The sequence below is a fragment of the Bradyrhizobium sp. genome (assembly GCF_049691595.1).
GTDB lineage: Bacteria > Pseudomonadota > Alphaproteobacteria > Rhizobiales > Xanthobacteraceae > Bradyrhizobium.
In genome coordinates this window covers 1-15,170 of record NZ_JBAVNZ010000066.1, presented here as the reverse complement: position 1 = coordinate 15,170, position 15,170 = coordinate 1, and the positions used below count along the sequence as shown (strand labels likewise).

The window sequence follows — 15,170 nt, the reverse complement described above, 5'->3', positions numbered from 1 at the left end:
TGCCTGATCACGTCGGGAATGGTGCGGCCCTCCGCGCGCGCGGAGAAGGTCAGCGCCATGCGGTGCTTGAGAACGGGCTCGGCGAGGTCGAGCACGTCGTCGATCGAGGGCGCGAGGCGGCCGTCGAGCAGCGCCTTGGCGCGCACCGCCAGCATCAGCGACTGGCTGGCGCGCGGACCTGGACCCCAGGCGATCAGCTTGCCGGCCTCGCCGCCTTCGGGGCCGGGACGCGCCGAGCGCACCAGCGAGAGGATGGCCTCGACCACGGAATCGCCGACCGGCAGGCGCCGCACCAGCCTTTGCGCGGTGATCAGGATCTCGGCGTTCATCGCCGCCTTGGCGAGCGTCTCCTCGGCGCCGGTGGTTTCGAACAGGATGCGCCGTTCGGCGTCGCGGTCGGGATAATCGACATCAATCTCCATCAGGAAGCGGTCGAGCTGGGCTTCCGGCAGCGGATAGGTGCCTTCCTGCTCCAGCGGGTTTTGCGTCGCCAGCACGTGGAACGGTTTCGGCAGATCATGGCGCGCGCCCGCGACCGTGATGTGCTGTTCCTGCATGGCCTGCAGCAGCGCCGACTGGGTGCGCGGGCTGGCGCGGTTGATTTCGTCAGCCATCAGGAGCTGCGCGAAGACGGGACCGGCGATGAAGCGGAACGAGCGCTTGCCGGAAGCGCTCTCGTCCAGCACTTCGGCGCCGAGAATGTCCGACGGCATCAGGTCCGGAGTGAACTGGATGCGCTTGGCGTCCAGCCCGAGCGTGATGCCGAGCGTTTCGACGAGCTTGGTCTTGGCGAGACCGGGCACGCCGATCAGCAGCGCATGTCCGCCGGACAGGATCGTCACCAGGGTATTTTCGATCACCCGGTCCTGGCCGAAGATGACGGTGGAGATCGCTTCCCTGGCGGCGCGGATTTGCCCGGCGACCTGTTCGGCCGAGCGGACGATCACGCCCTCAAGCTTTTCGACACTGTCTGCGCCAGCCATGTTCTTCTCCTTAACCGCGTGCTTAACCGTTTCATGCCGCCGCCGATTGCGCCGTCATGCCATGAGCCTCATGCTAAACGTGCACGAAGGCCATGTATTCGTTGAATTAAACTATCCCCACATTAGCGGTATTTAGGGGTATGAACGGGATCACGATGTGGCGAGAATCATGACCCGCTTGCATCTTGAGGATACGTGCACCAATCGTGCCAGATTGAGGCTGGCAAACCGTCAAGGTAAACAATGGCGAACGAAGGGCAGACCGGCAAACCGGGCCTTGAAGGCAAGGATCTGGAAGGCCTGACCGCTGCGGCCACCAACGCGGCAAACACCAACCCCGCCAGACGCGGGTTGCCTCCGGTACATCTGTGGAATCCGCCGTTTTGCGGCGACCTCGACATGCGAATCGGCACCGACGGTACGTGGTTCTACATGGGAACACCAATCGGGCGGCCGGCGCTGGTCCGGCTGTTTTCAACCATCCTCAAGCGCGAGGACGGCAAGCACTTTCTCGTGACCCCGGTCGAGAAGGTCGGCATCCGCGTCGACGACGCGCCGTTCCTGGCGGTCGAGATGCAAGCGGAACAGGATGACCGCGGCCGGCGCTTGCGTTTCCGCACCAATGTCGACGACTGGGTCGAATGCGACACCGGGCACCGCCTGCGGTTCGAGGCCTCGGCCGACGGTGGTCTCACGCCCTATCTCCATGTCCGCGCCGATCTGTGGGCCAAGGTCACCCGCGCGCTCTATTACGATCTGGTTGACATGGGCGAGGAGCGGGTGGTCGATGGTCAACCCGTGTTCGGGGTCGAATCCGGCGGCGCGTTCTTCGCGATGGCGGATGCGAAGCAGGTGAGGGACGCGCTTTGAACGAGCCGATGCTGAAGACGGAGCCGGTCGCGGTCAGCTCGGCGGAGTTTTTCGCGCGCAGCCGGGCGCGGCTGAATTTCGACGTTCCCGCCGGCCTGGTCGATCCCAACATCATTCCGAAGAGCGGCGATCAGGGCACCGACCGCATGCTGGAGATCATCGCGCGCGAACAGCCGGTGCGGCCCGCCGCGGTGTTGATCCCGGTGGTGGATCATCCGCAACCGACCGTGCTGCTGACGCAGCGCGCGGCGCATCTCAACGAACATGCCGGCCAGATTTCCTTCCCCGGCGGCAAGATCGATGCCACCGACGCCTCGCCGCTCGATACCGCCATGCGCGAAGCTGACGAGGAAGTCGGCCTGAAGCGCGAGTTCATCGAGCCGATCGGCTATCTCGATCTCTACGGCACCGGATTCGGATTTCGCATCCTGCCGACCGTGGCGCGGGTCAAGCCGGGCTTCAAGCTGACGATCAACCAGGGCGAGGTCGACGACGCGTTCGAGGTGCCGCTACAGTTCCTGATGAATCCGGCAAACCACCAGATCCACAGCAAGGAATTCCGCGGCATGGAGCGTTCCTATTACGCGATGCCGTTCGCCGAGCGCTATATCTGGGGCGCGACCGCGGGAATCCTTCGCTTGTTGTACGAGCGGATCTATCTGTCATGATCCGCCCGGTATTGACCGAGTTCGGAATTTTCCTGATCCCGTTCGCGGTCTATGCCCTGTTCCTGATCGCCACGCGTTCCGGCGTGCTGGCACAGTCTTCCTGGCCGGTGCATCTGGTCGCCAAACTGGTGCTGGGCTCGCTGCTGCTGGTCATCGTCAGCTTCCTGCTGCTCGCGCATTTTTCCGGCGCGCCGCCGAATTCGACCTACGTTCCCGCCCATATCGAGAACGGCAGACTGGTTCCCGGAGCCGAGAAATGAGCGAGACGTGTGTGCTGGCCGACACGCCCTGGCTCACCTCCGGTCCGGCCGCCCGCGTGCTGGCATTGCTCAACGGCGGCGGCGAGGAAGCGCGCGTGGTCGGCGGCGCCGTCCGCAATGCGCTCCTCAAGATCCCGGTCGGCGATATCGATATCGCCACCACCGCGATACCTGACGAGGTGATCCGCCGCGCCAGGGCGGCAAGCATCAAGAGCGTGCCGACCGGCATCGACCACGGCACCGTGACGCTGGTGCTCGATGGTCATCCGTTCGAAGTGACGACCTTGCGCGAGGATACCGAGGCCTTCGGCCGCAAGGCCAAGGTCGCGTTCGGGCGCGACTGGGTTCGCGATGCGGAGCGGCGCGACTTCACCATCAACGGCTTGTCGGTCGATGCCGACGGCGTCGTGCACGATCACGTCGGCGGGCTCGACGACATCGCCGCCAGACGCGTGCGCTTCATCGGCGATCCCGGCCAGCGCATTGCCGAAGACTACTTACGCATCCTCAGGTTTTTTCGCATTCATGCCGCCTATGGAACCGGAGATCCCGACCGCGCCGGCTATCTCGCCTGCATCGGCGGCCGCGCGGGACTGGCGGGCCTGTCGGCGGAACGCGTGCGCATGGAGATGCTCAAGCTCGTGATCGCGGAGGGGGCCGCGGTTGCGGTCACCGCGATGGCCGACGGCGGCTTGCTGCTGCCGATCTTCGGCGGCGTCGCCTATATGGGACCGTTTGCGGCGATGATCGCGGCGGAACGTGAACTTGGGCTCGCGCCGAGCGCGGTCCGCCGGCTCGGTGCGCTCACGGTTGCCGTCACCGAAGACGCAAGGCGCGTTGCGGCGCGCCTGCGGCTCAGCAATGCCGAGACCAGGGCGCTGGATTCCATGGGGCATCGCTGGTGGCGGATGGCCGGGATGGATGAGGCGAGGGCGCGGCGGCGGCTCTATCGGCTTGGCGAGGATGCCTATCGCGACCGGCTGATGCTGGCCTGGGCGCGGGCAGGGGCGAGCCACGACACGGCCTATTGGCGCGAACTTGCCACACTGCCGCAGCGCTGGCGGGCGCCGAAATTCCCGTTGAAGGCGGCTGATTTTGTCGCGCGCGGCATTGCCGAAGGCCCGGCGCTCGGCCATGTGCTGACGCTCGCCGAAGACGCCTGGCTCGCCGCGGATTTTCCGCTCGACCGGGCCGTGACCGCTGCAATCGCCGACCGGGCCGTCGCGCGTTTTACCCGCGACCACCGGCTGTAATTATCCCGCTCGGTTTTGCCGATATTCCGCCGATGCCCGGGAAGGCGATGCCGCGTGGCATCCGGCGGCACCGCAAGCGGAGTTCACGCAACCTTGCTCTTCCTGTCTTCGTCCTCGTCGTCCTCGTCGTCACCGTCTTCGTCGTCATCCGAGTCGTCGGGTTCGGCAGGTTCGAGGACGGCTATCGGAAGCGTTTCGCGAAACAGATCGCCATCTGCGCCCATCCACAGGCACTCGACGGTGTTCTCGTGGACCTCCGCCACCGTGACCGGATGCCCGCCCGATTTCAGGATGACGACATCGCCGGGTTTCAGTTCCATGATCTCTTCCCTCCGCGCTGACTGACGTAATTCGACAAGGTATCGATCTGTCATGACAGGCTGATCACCGTCAATCCTCTCTACCAGGTGAATTTGGCCTGGTGGAACAGCCCGTGCTGAACATCAACGGACGACGTCGGAACGGCACCCTGTCACGGCCATTTCACTTCCGGCGGCAGCGACGACAGGATCGATTCCACATTGCCGCCGGTCTTCAGCCCGAAGGTGGTGCCGCGGTCATAGAGCAGGTTGAACTCGACATAGCGGCCGCGACGCACGAGTTGCTCCTCGCGATCCTCTCGTGTCCAGGGCGTACTGAAATTGCCTCGCACCAGTTCGGGATAGATTTTCAGAAACATGCGGCCGACCTCCCGCGTGAAGGCGAAGTCGGCCTCCCAGTCGCCGGAATCGTGGTGATCGTAAAAGATGCCGCCGATACCGCGGGCCTCCTTCCGATGCGGCAGGTAAAAATAATCGTCGCACCATTTCCTGTACCTGTCGTAGTCGGCGACGCCGTTATGCCCGCCGCATGCGGCCCGCATCGCCGCATGAAAGGCGATTGCGTCGGCATCCTGCTGGGTCCGCCGCCGGTCCAGCACCGGCGTCAGATCCGATCCGCCGCCGAACCAGGCCTTCGTCGTCACCACGAAGCGCGTGTTCATATGGACGGCGGGAACGTGCGGGTTGCGCAGATGGGCAATCACCGAAATGCCGGACGCCCAGAACCGCGGATCTTCGCCCGCGCCCTGAACCTGGGCGCGGAATTCAGGGGCGAATTCGCCATGCACCGTCGAGCAGTGCACGCCGACTTTTTCGAACAGGCGCCCGTGCATGACGGACATCACGCCGCCGCCGCCGGGCTTGCCGCTGTGGTCGGTGCGGTCCCAGGGCGTGCGCACGAAACGCCCCGCGCCTGCGGGATAGAGCGAGCCCGGCGCATCGTCTTCCAGTTGTTCGAACGCCGCGCAGATGTCGTCGCGCAAGCGTTCGAACCAGCACCTCGCGCGCGCCTTGCGATCCTCGATCACGGACATATCCATATGATCTAACCTTGCGGGCCATAATAGGTGCAGCTCTCGTTGCAACTGTCGCGGTGAACGCTGACCCTCGTGATCCTGCCGGCCTGCTGCAGCCGTTCCCAGATGAAGCGCGACAGGTTCTCGAGCGTCGGCTGACCCAGCGCCTCGACCTTGTTCAGGAGCTTGTGGTCGAGCAGCTTCTGCACCTCGGCCATGCTGCGTTCGAGCAGGCCGAGGTCGAGCACCATCCCGGTTTCGGGATCGGGCGTGCCGCGCACGGTGACCTCGGTGCGGAACGAGTGGCCGTGGATTTCCTCGCTCGCCGCGCCAAAGGTCGTTCCCGAAAGCGTGTGTGCCGCCTCGAAGCGGAACGATTTCGTCAATTCCCACATCTTGAAGTCCAGCGTCCTATCTGATGCCGAGTGTCTTGTGCGTCTGCAAGCTGAGCCGCCATTGCGGATGCCGCAGGCAATACTCGACCGCACGCGCGGTGTTTGCGATCACATCCGGGCCGTCCATCGGCTGCAGCGAGAAACGCTCGAAGGACAGATCGGCAAAATTCTCCGGCGCAGCGTTCGCCTGCGGATAGACCAGCTTCAACTCGTGACCTTTCCGCACCGCGAGGTCCGCGCCGGCTTTCGGGCTGACGCAAATCCAGTCCAGGCCGTCGGGCGGAACGATGGTGCCGTTGGTCTCGACCCCGATGCTGAAACCTCGTGCATGCAGCGCCTCGATCAGCGGCGCGTCCACCTGCAGCAGCGGCTCGCCGCCGGTCAGCACCGCATAGCGGTCGGCCTTCGCGCCCGTCCATTGCGCAGCCATGGTGTCGGCGAGTTCGTCCGCCGCGGCGTAGCGGCCGCCCAGCGTGCCGTCGGTGCCGACAAAATCGGTGTCGCAAAACTGGCAGGTCGCGGTGCTGCGATCCTGCTCCCGGCCGCTCCACAGGTTGCAGCCGGAGAACCGGCAAAACACCGCCGCGCGGCCGGCATGGGCGCCTTCCCCCTGCAAGGTCAGAAAGATTTCCTTGACCGCGTAATTCAACGCATCCTCATCCCTGTTGTCGGAGCATGATCCCTCGGGTCGAGCCCGAGGGCATGCCTTCCGGAAAACTGGTTCCCACTTTTCCGGTTCATGCTCAAGCAACCGAACCGGTTTGCCGCAACGCCTCGCCCAGTGCCATGGCCGCCGACATCGCGACATTGAGCGAGCGCAAACCCGGCTTGATCGGGATCACCAGCCGCGCATCGGCACTGGCTGCGACTTCGCCGGTGACACCGGCGGATTCGCGCCCGAACAGCAGGATGTCGTTGGCCTCATAGCTGTAGTCCAGATAGGAACTCACGGCCCTGGTCGTGAACAGGATCAGCCGGTAACCCATTTCGTTACGCCATTGCGCGAATTTTGACCATGAATCGTGCCGCGTGACGGCGACGTGGTCGAGATAGTCCAGGCCGGCCCGACGAAACTGCCGGTCCGATACCGGAAATCCGGCCGGCTCGATAATGTGGGCGGCCACGTCGAGGCACGCACAGAGGCGAAGGATAGTCCCGGTGTTCTGCGGGATGTCCGGCTGAAACAGCGCAATCTGCATGGCGTGGCGGCTTGTGAAGTCCTGATGATTGTCCGAATAAATCGTCGTGAGGCGCGGATTTAGTGCATTGCACGCTTGCGAGCCGATAGCGGGCTTGCGCTCGTCCGGCAAGGGTGCCAATAGAACGATTCTGGACCGCTCGTTCCGCCGGATTGGGTGCGGGAGAGGCGGTTTTTCTGCCGCCGCGGGGGCCGCGGGCGCCGGCAGCCACCCTCGGCCGCGGTTGCGCGTCCGGGGCGGTTCCACCGGCTGCGGATGAGAAAGGGCTTGGAATCGTGACGACAGCGTCTTCGGCGGACCATCCGACACGCCGTGATTTCCTTTTTGTTGCAACCGGAGCCGTCGCCGCCGTCGGCAGCTTGGCCACGGTCTGGCCGTTGGTCTCCCAAATGAACCCGGACGCCGCGACGATCGCGGCCGGAGCGCCGGTCGAGGTCGACTTGGCGCCGATCGCGGCAGGGCAGGACATCAAGGTGTTCTGGCGCGGCAAGCCGATCTATATCAGCCATCGCACCAAGAAGCAGATCGAGGAGGCCCGCGCCGTGCCGGTCTCGAGCCTGCCCGATCCGCAGTCCGACGAGGCCCGGGTCAAGCCGGGCCACGACCAGTGGCTGGTCGTGATCGGCATCTGCACCCATCTCGGCTGTATCCCGATCGCCCATGAGGGCAATTACGACGGCTTCTTCTGCCCCTGCCACGGCTCGCAATACGACTCCTCTGGCCGTATCCGTCAGGGACCCGCGCCCGCCAACCTGCCGGTGCCGCCCTACCAGTTCGTTTCCGACACCAAAATCCAGATCGGCTAAGCCCGGACCATCCGGGACTTCAGCCGATCGCGTCGTCTTTCTTCCTCAGGATCGCATCAATGAGCGGACCATCCGATTTCCAGCCGACCAATCCCGCCTTGAAGTGGATCGAACGGCGCCTCCCGATCATGGGTCTCATGCATTCCTCGTTCGTGGCCTATCCGACGCCACGCAACCTGAACTATTGGTGGACCTTCGGCGCCATCCTTTCGCTGATGCTGGCCCTGCAGATCCTGACCGGCGTGGTGCTGGCGATGCACTATACGCCGCATGCCGATCTCGCCTTCAAATCGGTCGAGCTGATCGTCCGCGACGTCAATTACGGCTGGCTGTTGCGCAACATGCACGCTTCCGGCGCCTCGATGTTCTTCCTCGCGGTCTACATCCACATGTTCCGCGGCCTGTATTACGGGTCATACAAGGAGCCGCGCGAGGTGCTCTGGATCCTCGGCGTCATCATCTACCTCCTGATGATGGCGACCGGCTTCATGGGCTACGTGCTGCCGTGGGGCCAGATGAGCTTCTGGGGCGCCACCGTCATCACCAATCTGTTTTCGGCCGTGCCCTATTTCGGCGATAGCATCGTCACGCTGTTGTGGGGCGGCTATTCGATCGGCAATCCGACGCTGAACCGCTTCTTCTCGCTGCATTACCTGCTGCCATTCGTGATTGCGGGCGTGGTCGTGCTGCACGTCTGGGCGCTGCATGTCGCGGGCCAGAACAATCCGGCCGGCGTCGAGGCGAAGAGCGAAAAGGACACCCTGCCGTTCACACCCTACGCGACCATCAAGGACCTGTTCGGCGTCTCCTGCTTCCTGATCTTCTTCGCCTGGTTCATCTTCTACATGCCGAACTATCTCGGCGACGCCGCCAATTACATGCCCGCCAATCCCGGCGTGACGCCCGCGCACATCGTGCCGGAATGGTATTACCTGCCATTCTACGCGATCCTGCGCTCGATCCCGAACAAGCTCGCCGGCGTCGTCGCGATGTTTGGCGCGATCCTCATCCTGGCGTTCCTGCCCTGGCTCGACAACGCCAAGACCCGCTCCTCGAAATACCGTCCGCTGGCGAAACAGTTCTTCTGGATCTTCGTCATCGTCTGCATCCTGCTCGGCTATCTCGGTGCGAAGCCGCCGGAAGGCATCTATGTCATCGCCGGGCGCATTCTCACCTTCTGCTATTTCGCCTATTTCCTGATCCTGCTGCCGCTGTTGAGCCGGATCGAGAAGCCGCGGACGGTGCCGAAATCGATTGCCGACGACGTGCTGGCGAAAAACGGCGCCAGGGCGATGGTTTCCGCTGTTATCGCGCTGATGGTTGCGGGCGGGCTGTTGGTCGGCGGCGCGCAAAACGCCCGCGCCGAAGACCATCAGGAATCCCCGCCATCGGCGAAATGGTCGTTCTCTGGCCCTTTCGGCAAGTTTGACCGCGGCGCGATGCAGCGCGGCCTGAAGGTCTACAAGGAAGTCTGCGCGGCCTGTCACAGCCTGTCCTACGTCGCGTTCCGCAATCTTGCGGACGCCGGCGGCCCCGGCTATTCGGTGGCGCAGGTAGCCGCGTTCGCAGCCGACTACAAGATCAAGGATGGCCCGAACGACCAGGGTGAGATGTTCGAGCGGCCCGGCCGGCCGGCGGACTATTTCCCCCCGCCATTCCCGAACGAGCAGGCCGCGCGCGCGGCCAATGGCGGCGCATACCCGCCGGACCTGTCGCTGATTACCAAGGCGCGTTCCTACGAGCGCGGTTTTCCGCTGTTCCTGATCGACTTCTTCACCCAGTTCCAGGAGCAGGGGCCCAACTACGTCAACGGCCTGCTGCTGGGATATGAAGACAAGCCGCCGGCCGGCGTCACGATCCCCGATGGCTCCTATTACAACAAATACTTTCCCGGCCACGCCATCAAGATGCCGAAGCCGCTCAGCGACGGTCAGGTGACGTTCGACGACGGCGCGCCGGCAACGGTCGCGCAATACGCCAGGGACGTCACCACCTTCCTGATGTGGGCCGCCGAGCCGCACATGGAAGCGCGGAAGCGGCTCGGGTTCCAGGCCTTCGTTATCCTGATCCTGTTCGCCGGACTGATGTATTTTACCAAGAAGAAGGTCTGGGCCGACGCGCATTGAGCCTGTTCGACGGCAATGCAGATTCGGAAAAGCCCTCGCGGGGGCTTTTTTGTTGGGTTGGTTTTGCCGTCATTCCGGGTTCGATGCGACAGCATCGAACTACGATGTGCAATTGCACATCGGAGAATCTCGAGATTCCGGATATGGTGCCGACGCACCATTCCGGAATGACGTAAGTCCCGATTGCGTCCCGGCCGCAGGGCGGACAAAATAGCCGCCAATCAACACAAATAATTCCCGGAGGAATCCATGGGCACCCACATCACCTTCAAGCGCCCGGACGGCAAGGACGCCAGCGGCTATCTCGCCAATGCGGCGCGCGGCAACGCGCCGGGCGTGGTCGTGATCCAGGAGTGGTGGGGGCTCTCCGACCAGATCAAGGGGCTGTGCGACCGTTTTGCGGTGGCCGGCTTCGACGCGCTGGCGCCCGATCTCTACAACGGCAAGGTGGTGCCGTATCACGACACCGATGCCGCCGGCAAAGAGATGAACTCGCTGGATTTCATCGACGCCACCACCCAGACCGTGCGCGGCGCCGCGCAATATCTCGGCCGTAATGGCGCCAAGGTGGGCCTCACCGGTTTTTGCCTGGGCGGCGCCGTCACCATCATCGGTGCCACGAAAATTCCGGAGCTGACCGCGGGCGTGGTGTTCTACGGCATTCCGCCCGAGCAGGCGGCAAAGCCCGCGGACGTGAAAATCCCGCTGCAGGCCCATTTCGCCAACAAGGACGACTGGTGCACGCCGGCGGCGGTCGATGCGTTCGAGAAGGCGATGAAGGCCGCCGGCAAGTCGCTGGAGCTGTTCCGCTATGACGCCGAGCACGCCTTCGTCAACGAGCAGCGCATGGCCGTGCACGATCGCGCCGCCGCGGAGCTCGCCTGGGGCCGGGCGACGGAGTTTTTCCGGAAGCAGCTGGGGTGAGGCGAGCTATTTCCTTCGTCGTTGCGAGGAGCGAAGCGACGAAGAAATCCATTCTTCTCTCGCGTGCCGGCATGGATTGCTTCGCTTCGCTCGCAATGACGGGGATAGACCGAGCGCGCCCGCGCGCGTCGGCGTAATTGCCTCAGCCGGCCTTACTCACCTCATCCCACCACGCGCAGGTGCCCGACATCAGCCTGTAATTGCCTTCCATCACCTGCACCGGCGCGCGGCGGCCTTCGGCGGCGGCGCGCATCCGCATCTCGCGCGCGACCTCGCGGTCGGCGGGCGGCAGCCAGAGGCGTTCGTGACCCCACAGGCTCGGGCCATCCCTAAGTTCGAACGGCTGCCAGGTTTTTGGCTCGATCTCGCGGCCGCCCCAGCCGCATTCGATCATGAAGGATGACGGGCTCCTGGCATAGAACGACGTCATGAGGTCGTTGGTGTGACGGCCAAGCGTGACGCTGACGCGATCGGGCTCACTCAGCGCGACGTCGTAGGACTGGCCGACATCGTCGAGCGAAAACAGCTCCACCATCAAATGATGCATGCCGTTCCGGCCGGTCTCGATCAGCGCGAGGCTGTGGTGCCGCGCGTTGACGTGAAAGAAATAGGCGCGAAACGGCTTTTGCATGTAGTCAGAGAGCCCGAAGCCGAGCACGTCGACATAGAACGCCATCATGGGATCGATGTGTTCGACGCTCAGCACCGCATGTCCGAGTCCGAGCGGGCCGGTGCGGAATCCCGAGATCGAACGTCCGGGGCGAAACGGCGTGTCGTCGATCTCGGCGCCGTAAAATGCCTCGAGCCGATTGCCGGCGGGGTCGTGGAACGAAATCAGGCCAAGCACGCGGCGTGCGTCGGCCAAGGCCTGCGGCCCGGCGGTGACCGCGACGCCGGCTTCTTCCAGCCTGGCTGCGAGCTCATCCAGTGCGTCCGCGTCGGCGACCTCCCAGCCGAAAAAGCGCGCGCCCTCCGGCATCGCGCGGTCGATGACGATGCGCTGCTTGCGGTCGTCCATCCGGAAGGCGAGCAGCGAATTGCCGCGCTCCACCGCCTGCAGGCCGACCAGTCCGGTCGCGAACTGCCGCCAGTCGTCCAGATCGGCCGATCCGAACCCGGCATATCCCAGTCCCAGCAATGCCATCCGGCGCCTCCGCCTCATGTCGGCTCGCAGCGCTTCATATTTGCCGCTGCCTGCGGCAAATTCTACGCGCATTTTCGTCCTTTCGAACCCCTAAAGGCGGGCCAAAGGCCCGGTACAGAGGCCGGAAGCCTCCCTTGACATCGTCCCCGGCGGATGGTGTTTAGCCCCCATGAACACCGTCATCCGCCGATCCCGTCTCTGGTGGCCCACCTTCTAGCAGGTGGCCGGTGCGATTTCATTTTCCAGAATCGTCGAAGGTCGCCATCGCAGTGCGACGGTCCCTTCGCTCGTCCTGTGTGGCGCTCCCTCGCTAAGTCTCGTAAGAGGATCACATGAACAGGACCGTCTTCTCCCTGCCGGCCAGAAGCGAATATCGCACCCGTGGCGGTCTCGCCATCACGCGGATGGTCGAGCATTTCACCGGCGGCGCCAGCCGGCTCGATGACCTGATCGACCTGCTCGATCGCCGCCGCGGCGTGGTGCTGTCCTCGGGCACCACGGTGCCGGGCCGCTACGAGAGCTTTGACCTCGGCTTCGCCGATCCGCCGCTGAGCCTGGAAACCGCGGGCTCCGATTTTTCGCTTGCCGCGCTCAACCCGCGCGGCGAGGTGCTGATCGCCTTTCTTGGCGACGTGCTGCGCGAGCCCTGCGTGGTGGTTTCGGAGAAAAGCGCAACGAGGCTCGCCGGCCATGTCATCCGCGGCGCAGCGCCCATCGAGGAAGACCAGCGCACCCGCCGTGCCAGTGTGATGTCGCTGGTGCGCGATCTGGTGGCGGCATTCTCCGCCAATGACGATCCGCTGCTCGGTCTGTTCGGCGCCTTCGCCTACGACCTGGTGTTCCAGATCGAGGACCTCGTGCAGAAGCGCGCCCGCGAGGCCGACCAGCGCGACATCGTGCTGTATGTCCCGGATCGCCTTTTGGCCTATGACCGCGCCACCGGCCGCGGCGTGATGCTCGCTTACGATTTTGCCTGGAAGGGCAAGACCACGGAGGGCGTTGTGCGCGACACCGCCGAAAGCGTCTACGGCAAAACGCCGCGGCAGGGATTTGCCGACCACGCGCCCGGCGAATACCAGGCGACGGTTGAGACCGCGCGCGCCGCGTTCGCGCGCGGCGATCTGTTCGAGGCGGTGCCCGGACAACTGTTCGCCGAGCCCTGCGCGCGAACGCCGGCGGAAGTGTTCCAGCGGCTGTGCCGGATCAATCCGTCGCCCTATGGCGCGCTGATGAATCTCGGTGAGGGCGAATTCCTGGTCTCCGCCTCGCCGGAAATGTTCGTCCGTTCCGACGGACGGCGGGTCGAGACCTGCCCGATCTCGGGCACGATCGCGCGTGGCGTCGATGCGATCGGCGATGCCGAGCAGATCCGGCAATTGCTGAATTCGGAGAAGGATGAATTCGAACTCAACATGTGCACCGACGTCGACCGCAACGACAAGGCGCGGGTCTGCGTGCCCGGCACCATCAAGGTGCTGGCGCGGCGCCAGATCGAGACCTACTCAAAACTGTTTCACACCGTCGACCACGTCGAAGGCATTCTGCGACCGGGCTTTGATTCGCTCGACGCCTTCCTCACCCACGCCTGGGCGGTGACGGTGACCGGCGCGCCGAAATTATGGGCGATGCAGTTCGTCGAGGACAATGAGCGCTCGTCCCGGCGCTGGTATGCCGGCGCGATCGGCGTCGTGAATTTCGACGGCAGCATCAATACCGGGCTGACCATCCGCACCATCCGGATGAAGGACGGCATGGCCGAGGTTCGCGTCGGCGCAACCTGCCTGTTCGACTCCGATCCCGCCGCCGAGGACCGCGAGTGCCAGGTCAAGGCGGCGGCGCTGTTCCAGGCGCTGCGCGGCGATCCGCCAAAACCGTTGTCGAGTTTTGCGCCGGATGCGACCGGCTCCGGCAAGAAGGTGCTGCTGATCGATCACGATGACAGTTTCGTGCACATGCTGGCGGATTATTTCCGGCAGGTCGGCGCCGAGGTCACCGTGGTCCGGCACGTCCACGCCCAGCACATGCTGAAGCAGAAGAACTGGGATTTGCTGGTGCTCTCGCCCGGTCCGGGGCGGCCGGAGGATTTCGGGATCGCCAGGACGATCGGCAGCGCGCTCGACAAGAAACTGCCGATCTTCGGCGTCTGCCTCGGCGTGCAGGCGATCGGCGAATATTTCGGCGGCCAGCTCGGCCAGCTCAGCCAGCCTGCGCATGGCCGGCCATCGCGGATCCAGGTGCGTGGCGGGCGGCTGATGCACAACCTGCCCAATGAAATCGTGATCGGCCGCTATCACTCGCTGTTTGTCGAACGCGGCAGCGTGCCCGATGTGCTGTCGGTGACGGCGACCACCGAGGACGGCGTCGCGATGGCGATCGAGCACAAGAGCTTGCCGGTCGGCGGCGTGCAGTTTCACCCGGAATCGCTGATGTCGCTCGGCGGCGAGGTGGGATTGCGCATCGTGGAGAATGCGTTCAGGCTGGGTGTTGGGACAGGTCGCGGCGCTCGCAATGACGAATAGGAACCGAGACAAGCACCCATGACGTTTGACCACGATCTCAAGGCCACCGTCCGCACCATTCCGGATTACCCGAAAAAGGGCATCCTGTTTCGCGACATCACCACGCTGTTGGCGGACGCCCGCGCGTTTCGCCGCGCGGTCGACGAACTGGTGCAGCCCTGGGCCGGATTGAAGATCGACAAGGTCGCCGGCATCGAGGCGCGCGGCTTTATCCTCGGCGGCGCGGTGGCGCATCAGGTCTCCGCCGGATTCGTGCCGATCCGCAAGAAGGGCAAGCTGCCGCACGTCACCGTCAGCATCGCCTACTCGCTGGAATACGGCCTCGATGAAATGGAAATGCACGCCGACGCCGTTCACCCCGGCGAGCGCGTCATCCTGGTTGACGATCTGATCGCCACCGGCGGCACCGCGGAGGGCGCGGTGAAACTGCTGCGCCAGATCGGCGCCAATGTGGTCGCGGCCTGCTTCATCATCGATCTGCCGGATCTCGGGGGCGCCGCGAAACTGCGGGCGCTCGACGTGCCGGTGCGAACGCTGATGACGTTCGAGGGGCATTGATTTTTCTCAGCGCACCCAATTCTCCGCCCGTCGTCCCGGCGAACGCCGGGACCCATACGCCGTGGCCTTTCGATTTTGGGAGGTGAGGGTTGATACCCTTGTTCAACAACAAATGCCTGTGGTTATGGG

At 64.3% G+C, this 15,170-nt stretch carries 16 protein-coding genes; 9 read left to right on the top strand and 7 right to left on the bottom strand.

The features are described 5' to 3' along the window. The coding region (locus WCE35_RS03095; RefSeq protein ID WP_424591875.1) for an AAA family ATPase at positions 1 to 983 on the bottom strand (983 nt) is incomplete at its 3' end. A gap of 243 nt (positions 984 to 1,226) precedes the next feature. On the opposite strand from WCE35_RS03095, the gene WCE35_RS03090 reads away from it, so the two are divergent. From WCE35_RS03090 to WCE35_RS03075, 4 genes are read left to right on the top strand one after another with little or no spacing between them, the layout of a single operon-like run. Further along, complete coding sequence (locus WCE35_RS03090; RefSeq protein WP_424591874.1) at positions 1,227 to 1,853, top strand: DUF1285 domain-containing protein; 627 nt, start codon at positions 1,227 to 1,229, stop codon at positions 1,851 to 1,853. A gap of 8 nt (positions 1,854 to 1,861) precedes the next feature. Continuing rightward, complete coding sequence (locus WCE35_RS03085) at positions 1,862 to 2,521, top strand: CoA pyrophosphatase (RefSeq protein ID WP_424591873.1); 660 nt, start codon at positions 1,862 to 1,864, stop codon at positions 2,519 to 2,521. After that, positions 2,518 to 2,781, top strand: a complete 264-nt coding sequence (locus WCE35_RS03080; protein ID WP_424591872.1) for a DUF6111 family protein — start codon at positions 2,518 to 2,520, stop codon at positions 2,779 to 2,781. Before WCE35_RS03085 ends, WCE35_RS03080 begins: the two co-directional genes overlap by 4 nt. Beyond that, positions 2,778 to 4,034: a CCA tRNA nucleotidyltransferase gene (locus tag WCE35_RS03075; protein WP_424591871.1), complete on the top strand. Its 1,257-nt coding sequence runs from the start codon at positions 2,778 to 2,780 to the stop codon at positions 4,032 to 4,034. Before WCE35_RS03080 ends, WCE35_RS03075 begins: the two co-directional genes overlap by 4 nt. 83 nt (positions 4,035 to 4,117) lie before the next feature. Here the strand turns inward: WCE35_RS03075 and WCE35_RS03070 are convergent, their stop codons facing one another. The 5 genes from WCE35_RS03070 to WCE35_RS03050 all read right to left on the bottom strand — a co-directional run bounded on the left by WCE35_RS03070 (position 4,118) and on the right by WCE35_RS03050 (position 6,964). After that, on the bottom strand, positions 4,118 to 4,354 hold the full coding sequence (locus WCE35_RS03070) for a YodC family protein (protein ID WP_424591870.1): 237 nt from the start codon (positions 4,352 to 4,354) through the stop codon (positions 4,118 to 4,120). A 152-nt stretch (positions 4,355 to 4,506) separates the two neighbouring features. Then, positions 4,507 to 5,394, bottom strand: a complete 888-nt coding sequence (hemF, locus tag WCE35_RS03065; protein WP_424591869.1) for an oxygen-dependent coproporphyrinogen oxidase — start codon at positions 5,392 to 5,394, stop codon at positions 4,507 to 4,509. Positions 5,395 to 5,399: 5 nt separating this feature from the next. Beyond that, a complete protein-coding gene (locus WCE35_RS03060; protein WP_424591868.1) occupies positions 5,400 to 5,765 on the bottom strand; it encodes a 6-pyruvoyl trahydropterin synthase family protein in 366 nt (121 codons plus the stop codon). 16 nt (positions 5,766 to 5,781) lie between these two features. Then, a complete protein-coding gene (gene queE / locus WCE35_RS03055) occupies positions 5,782 to 6,414 on the bottom strand; it encodes a 7-carboxy-7-deazaguanine synthase (protein ID WP_424591867.1) in 633 nt (210 codons plus the stop codon). Positions 6,415 to 6,508: 94 nt separating this feature from the next. Then, entirely contained in the window at positions 6,509 to 6,964 is a 456-nt protein-coding gene (locus tag WCE35_RS03050; RefSeq protein WP_424591866.1) for a tRNA (cytidine(34)-2'-O)-methyltransferase, read from the bottom strand. Positions 6,965 to 7,239: 275 nt separating this feature from the next. On the opposite strand from WCE35_RS03050, the gene petA reads away from it, so the two are divergent. From petA to WCE35_RS03035, 3 genes are all read left to right on the top strand, one after another. Next, positions 7,240 to 7,770, top strand: coding sequence for a ubiquinol-cytochrome c reductase iron-sulfur subunit (gene petA / locus WCE35_RS03045; protein ID WP_424591865.1), 531 nt, complete (start codon positions 7,240 to 7,242; stop codon positions 7,768 to 7,770). Between the two features lie 59 nt (positions 7,771 to 7,829). Continuing rightward, positions 7,830 to 9,896 (top strand): cytochrome c1, encoded by a 2,067-nt coding sequence (locus tag WCE35_RS03040; protein ID WP_424591864.1) that lies wholly within the window; start codon positions 7,830 to 7,832, stop codon positions 9,894 to 9,896. Positions 9,897 to 10,145: 249 nt separating this feature from the next. Beyond that, positions 10,146 to 10,820 (top strand): dienelactone hydrolase family protein, encoded by a 675-nt coding sequence (locus tag WCE35_RS03035; RefSeq protein WP_424591863.1) that lies wholly within the window; start codon positions 10,146 to 10,148, stop codon positions 10,818 to 10,820. A gap of 142 nt (positions 10,821 to 10,962) precedes the next feature. Here WCE35_RS03035 and WCE35_RS03030 read toward each other — a convergent pair whose 3' ends face one another. Beyond that, positions 10,963 to 11,964 carry a VOC family protein gene (locus WCE35_RS03030; RefSeq protein ID WP_424591862.1) on the bottom strand — a complete coding sequence of 334 codons (1,002 nt, stop codon included), beginning with the start codon at positions 11,962 to 11,964 and terminating at the stop codon, positions 10,963 to 10,965. A gap of 332 nt (positions 11,965 to 12,296) precedes the next feature. On the opposite strand from WCE35_RS03030, the gene WCE35_RS03025 reads away from it, so the two are divergent. Continuing rightward, on the top strand, positions 12,297 to 14,483 hold the full coding sequence (locus WCE35_RS03025; protein ID WP_424591861.1) for an anthranilate synthase component I: 2,187 nt from the start codon (positions 12,297 to 12,299) through the stop codon (positions 14,481 to 14,483). An 18-nt stretch (positions 14,484 to 14,501) separates the two neighbouring features. After that, positions 14,502 to 15,041: an adenine phosphoribosyltransferase gene (locus tag WCE35_RS03020; protein ID WP_424591860.1), complete on the top strand. Its 540-nt coding sequence runs from the start codon at positions 14,502 to 14,504 to the stop codon at positions 15,039 to 15,041. The last annotated feature ends 129 nt before the right edge of the window (positions 15,042 to 15,170 follow it).

Coding starts and splice junctions, on each gene's coding strand:
- WCE35_RS03090 (WP_424591874.1), top strand. CDS start 1,227: ATGGCGAACGAAGGGCAGACCGGCAAACCGGGCCTTGAAGGCAAGGAT.
- WCE35_RS03085 (WP_424591873.1), top strand. CDS start 1,862: ATGCTGAAGACGGAGCCGGTCGCGGTCAGCTCGGCGGAGTTTTTCGCG.
- WCE35_RS03080 (WP_424591872.1), top strand. CDS start 2,518: ATGATCCGCCCGGTATTGACCGAGTTCGGAATTTTCCTGATCCCGTTC.
- WCE35_RS03075 (WP_424591871.1), top strand. CDS start 2,778: ATGAGCGAGACGTGTGTGCTGGCCGACACGCCCTGGCTCACCTCCGGT.
- WCE35_RS03070 (WP_424591870.1), bottom strand. CDS start 4,354: ATGGAACTGAAACCCGGCGATGTCGTCATCCTGAAATCGGGCGGGCAT.
- hemF (WP_424591869.1), bottom strand. CDS start 5,394: ATGGATATGTCCGTGATCGAGGATCGCAAGGCGCGCGCGAGGTGCTGG.
- WCE35_RS03060 (WP_424591868.1), bottom strand. CDS start 5,765: ATGTGGGAATTGACGAAATCGTTCCGCTTCGAGGCGGCACACACGCTT.
- WCE35_RS03050 (WP_424591866.1), bottom strand. CDS start 6,964: ATGCAGATTGCGCTGTTTCAGCCGGACATCCCGCAGAACACCGGGACT.
- WCE35_RS03040 (WP_424591864.1), top strand. CDS start 7,830: ATGAGCGGACCATCCGATTTCCAGCCGACCAATCCCGCCTTGAAGTGG.
- WCE35_RS03035 (WP_424591863.1), top strand. CDS start 10,146: ATGGGCACCCACATCACCTTCAAGCGCCCGGACGGCAAGGACGCCAGC.
- WCE35_RS03030 (WP_424591862.1), bottom strand. CDS start 11,964: ATGGCATTGCTGGGACTGGGATATGCCGGGTTCGGATCGGCCGATCTG.
- WCE35_RS03025 (WP_424591861.1), top strand. CDS start 12,297: ATGAACAGGACCGTCTTCTCCCTGCCGGCCAGAAGCGAATATCGCACC.
- WCE35_RS03020 (WP_424591860.1), top strand. CDS start 14,502: ATGACGTTTGACCACGATCTCAAGGCCACCGTCCGCACCATTCCGGAT.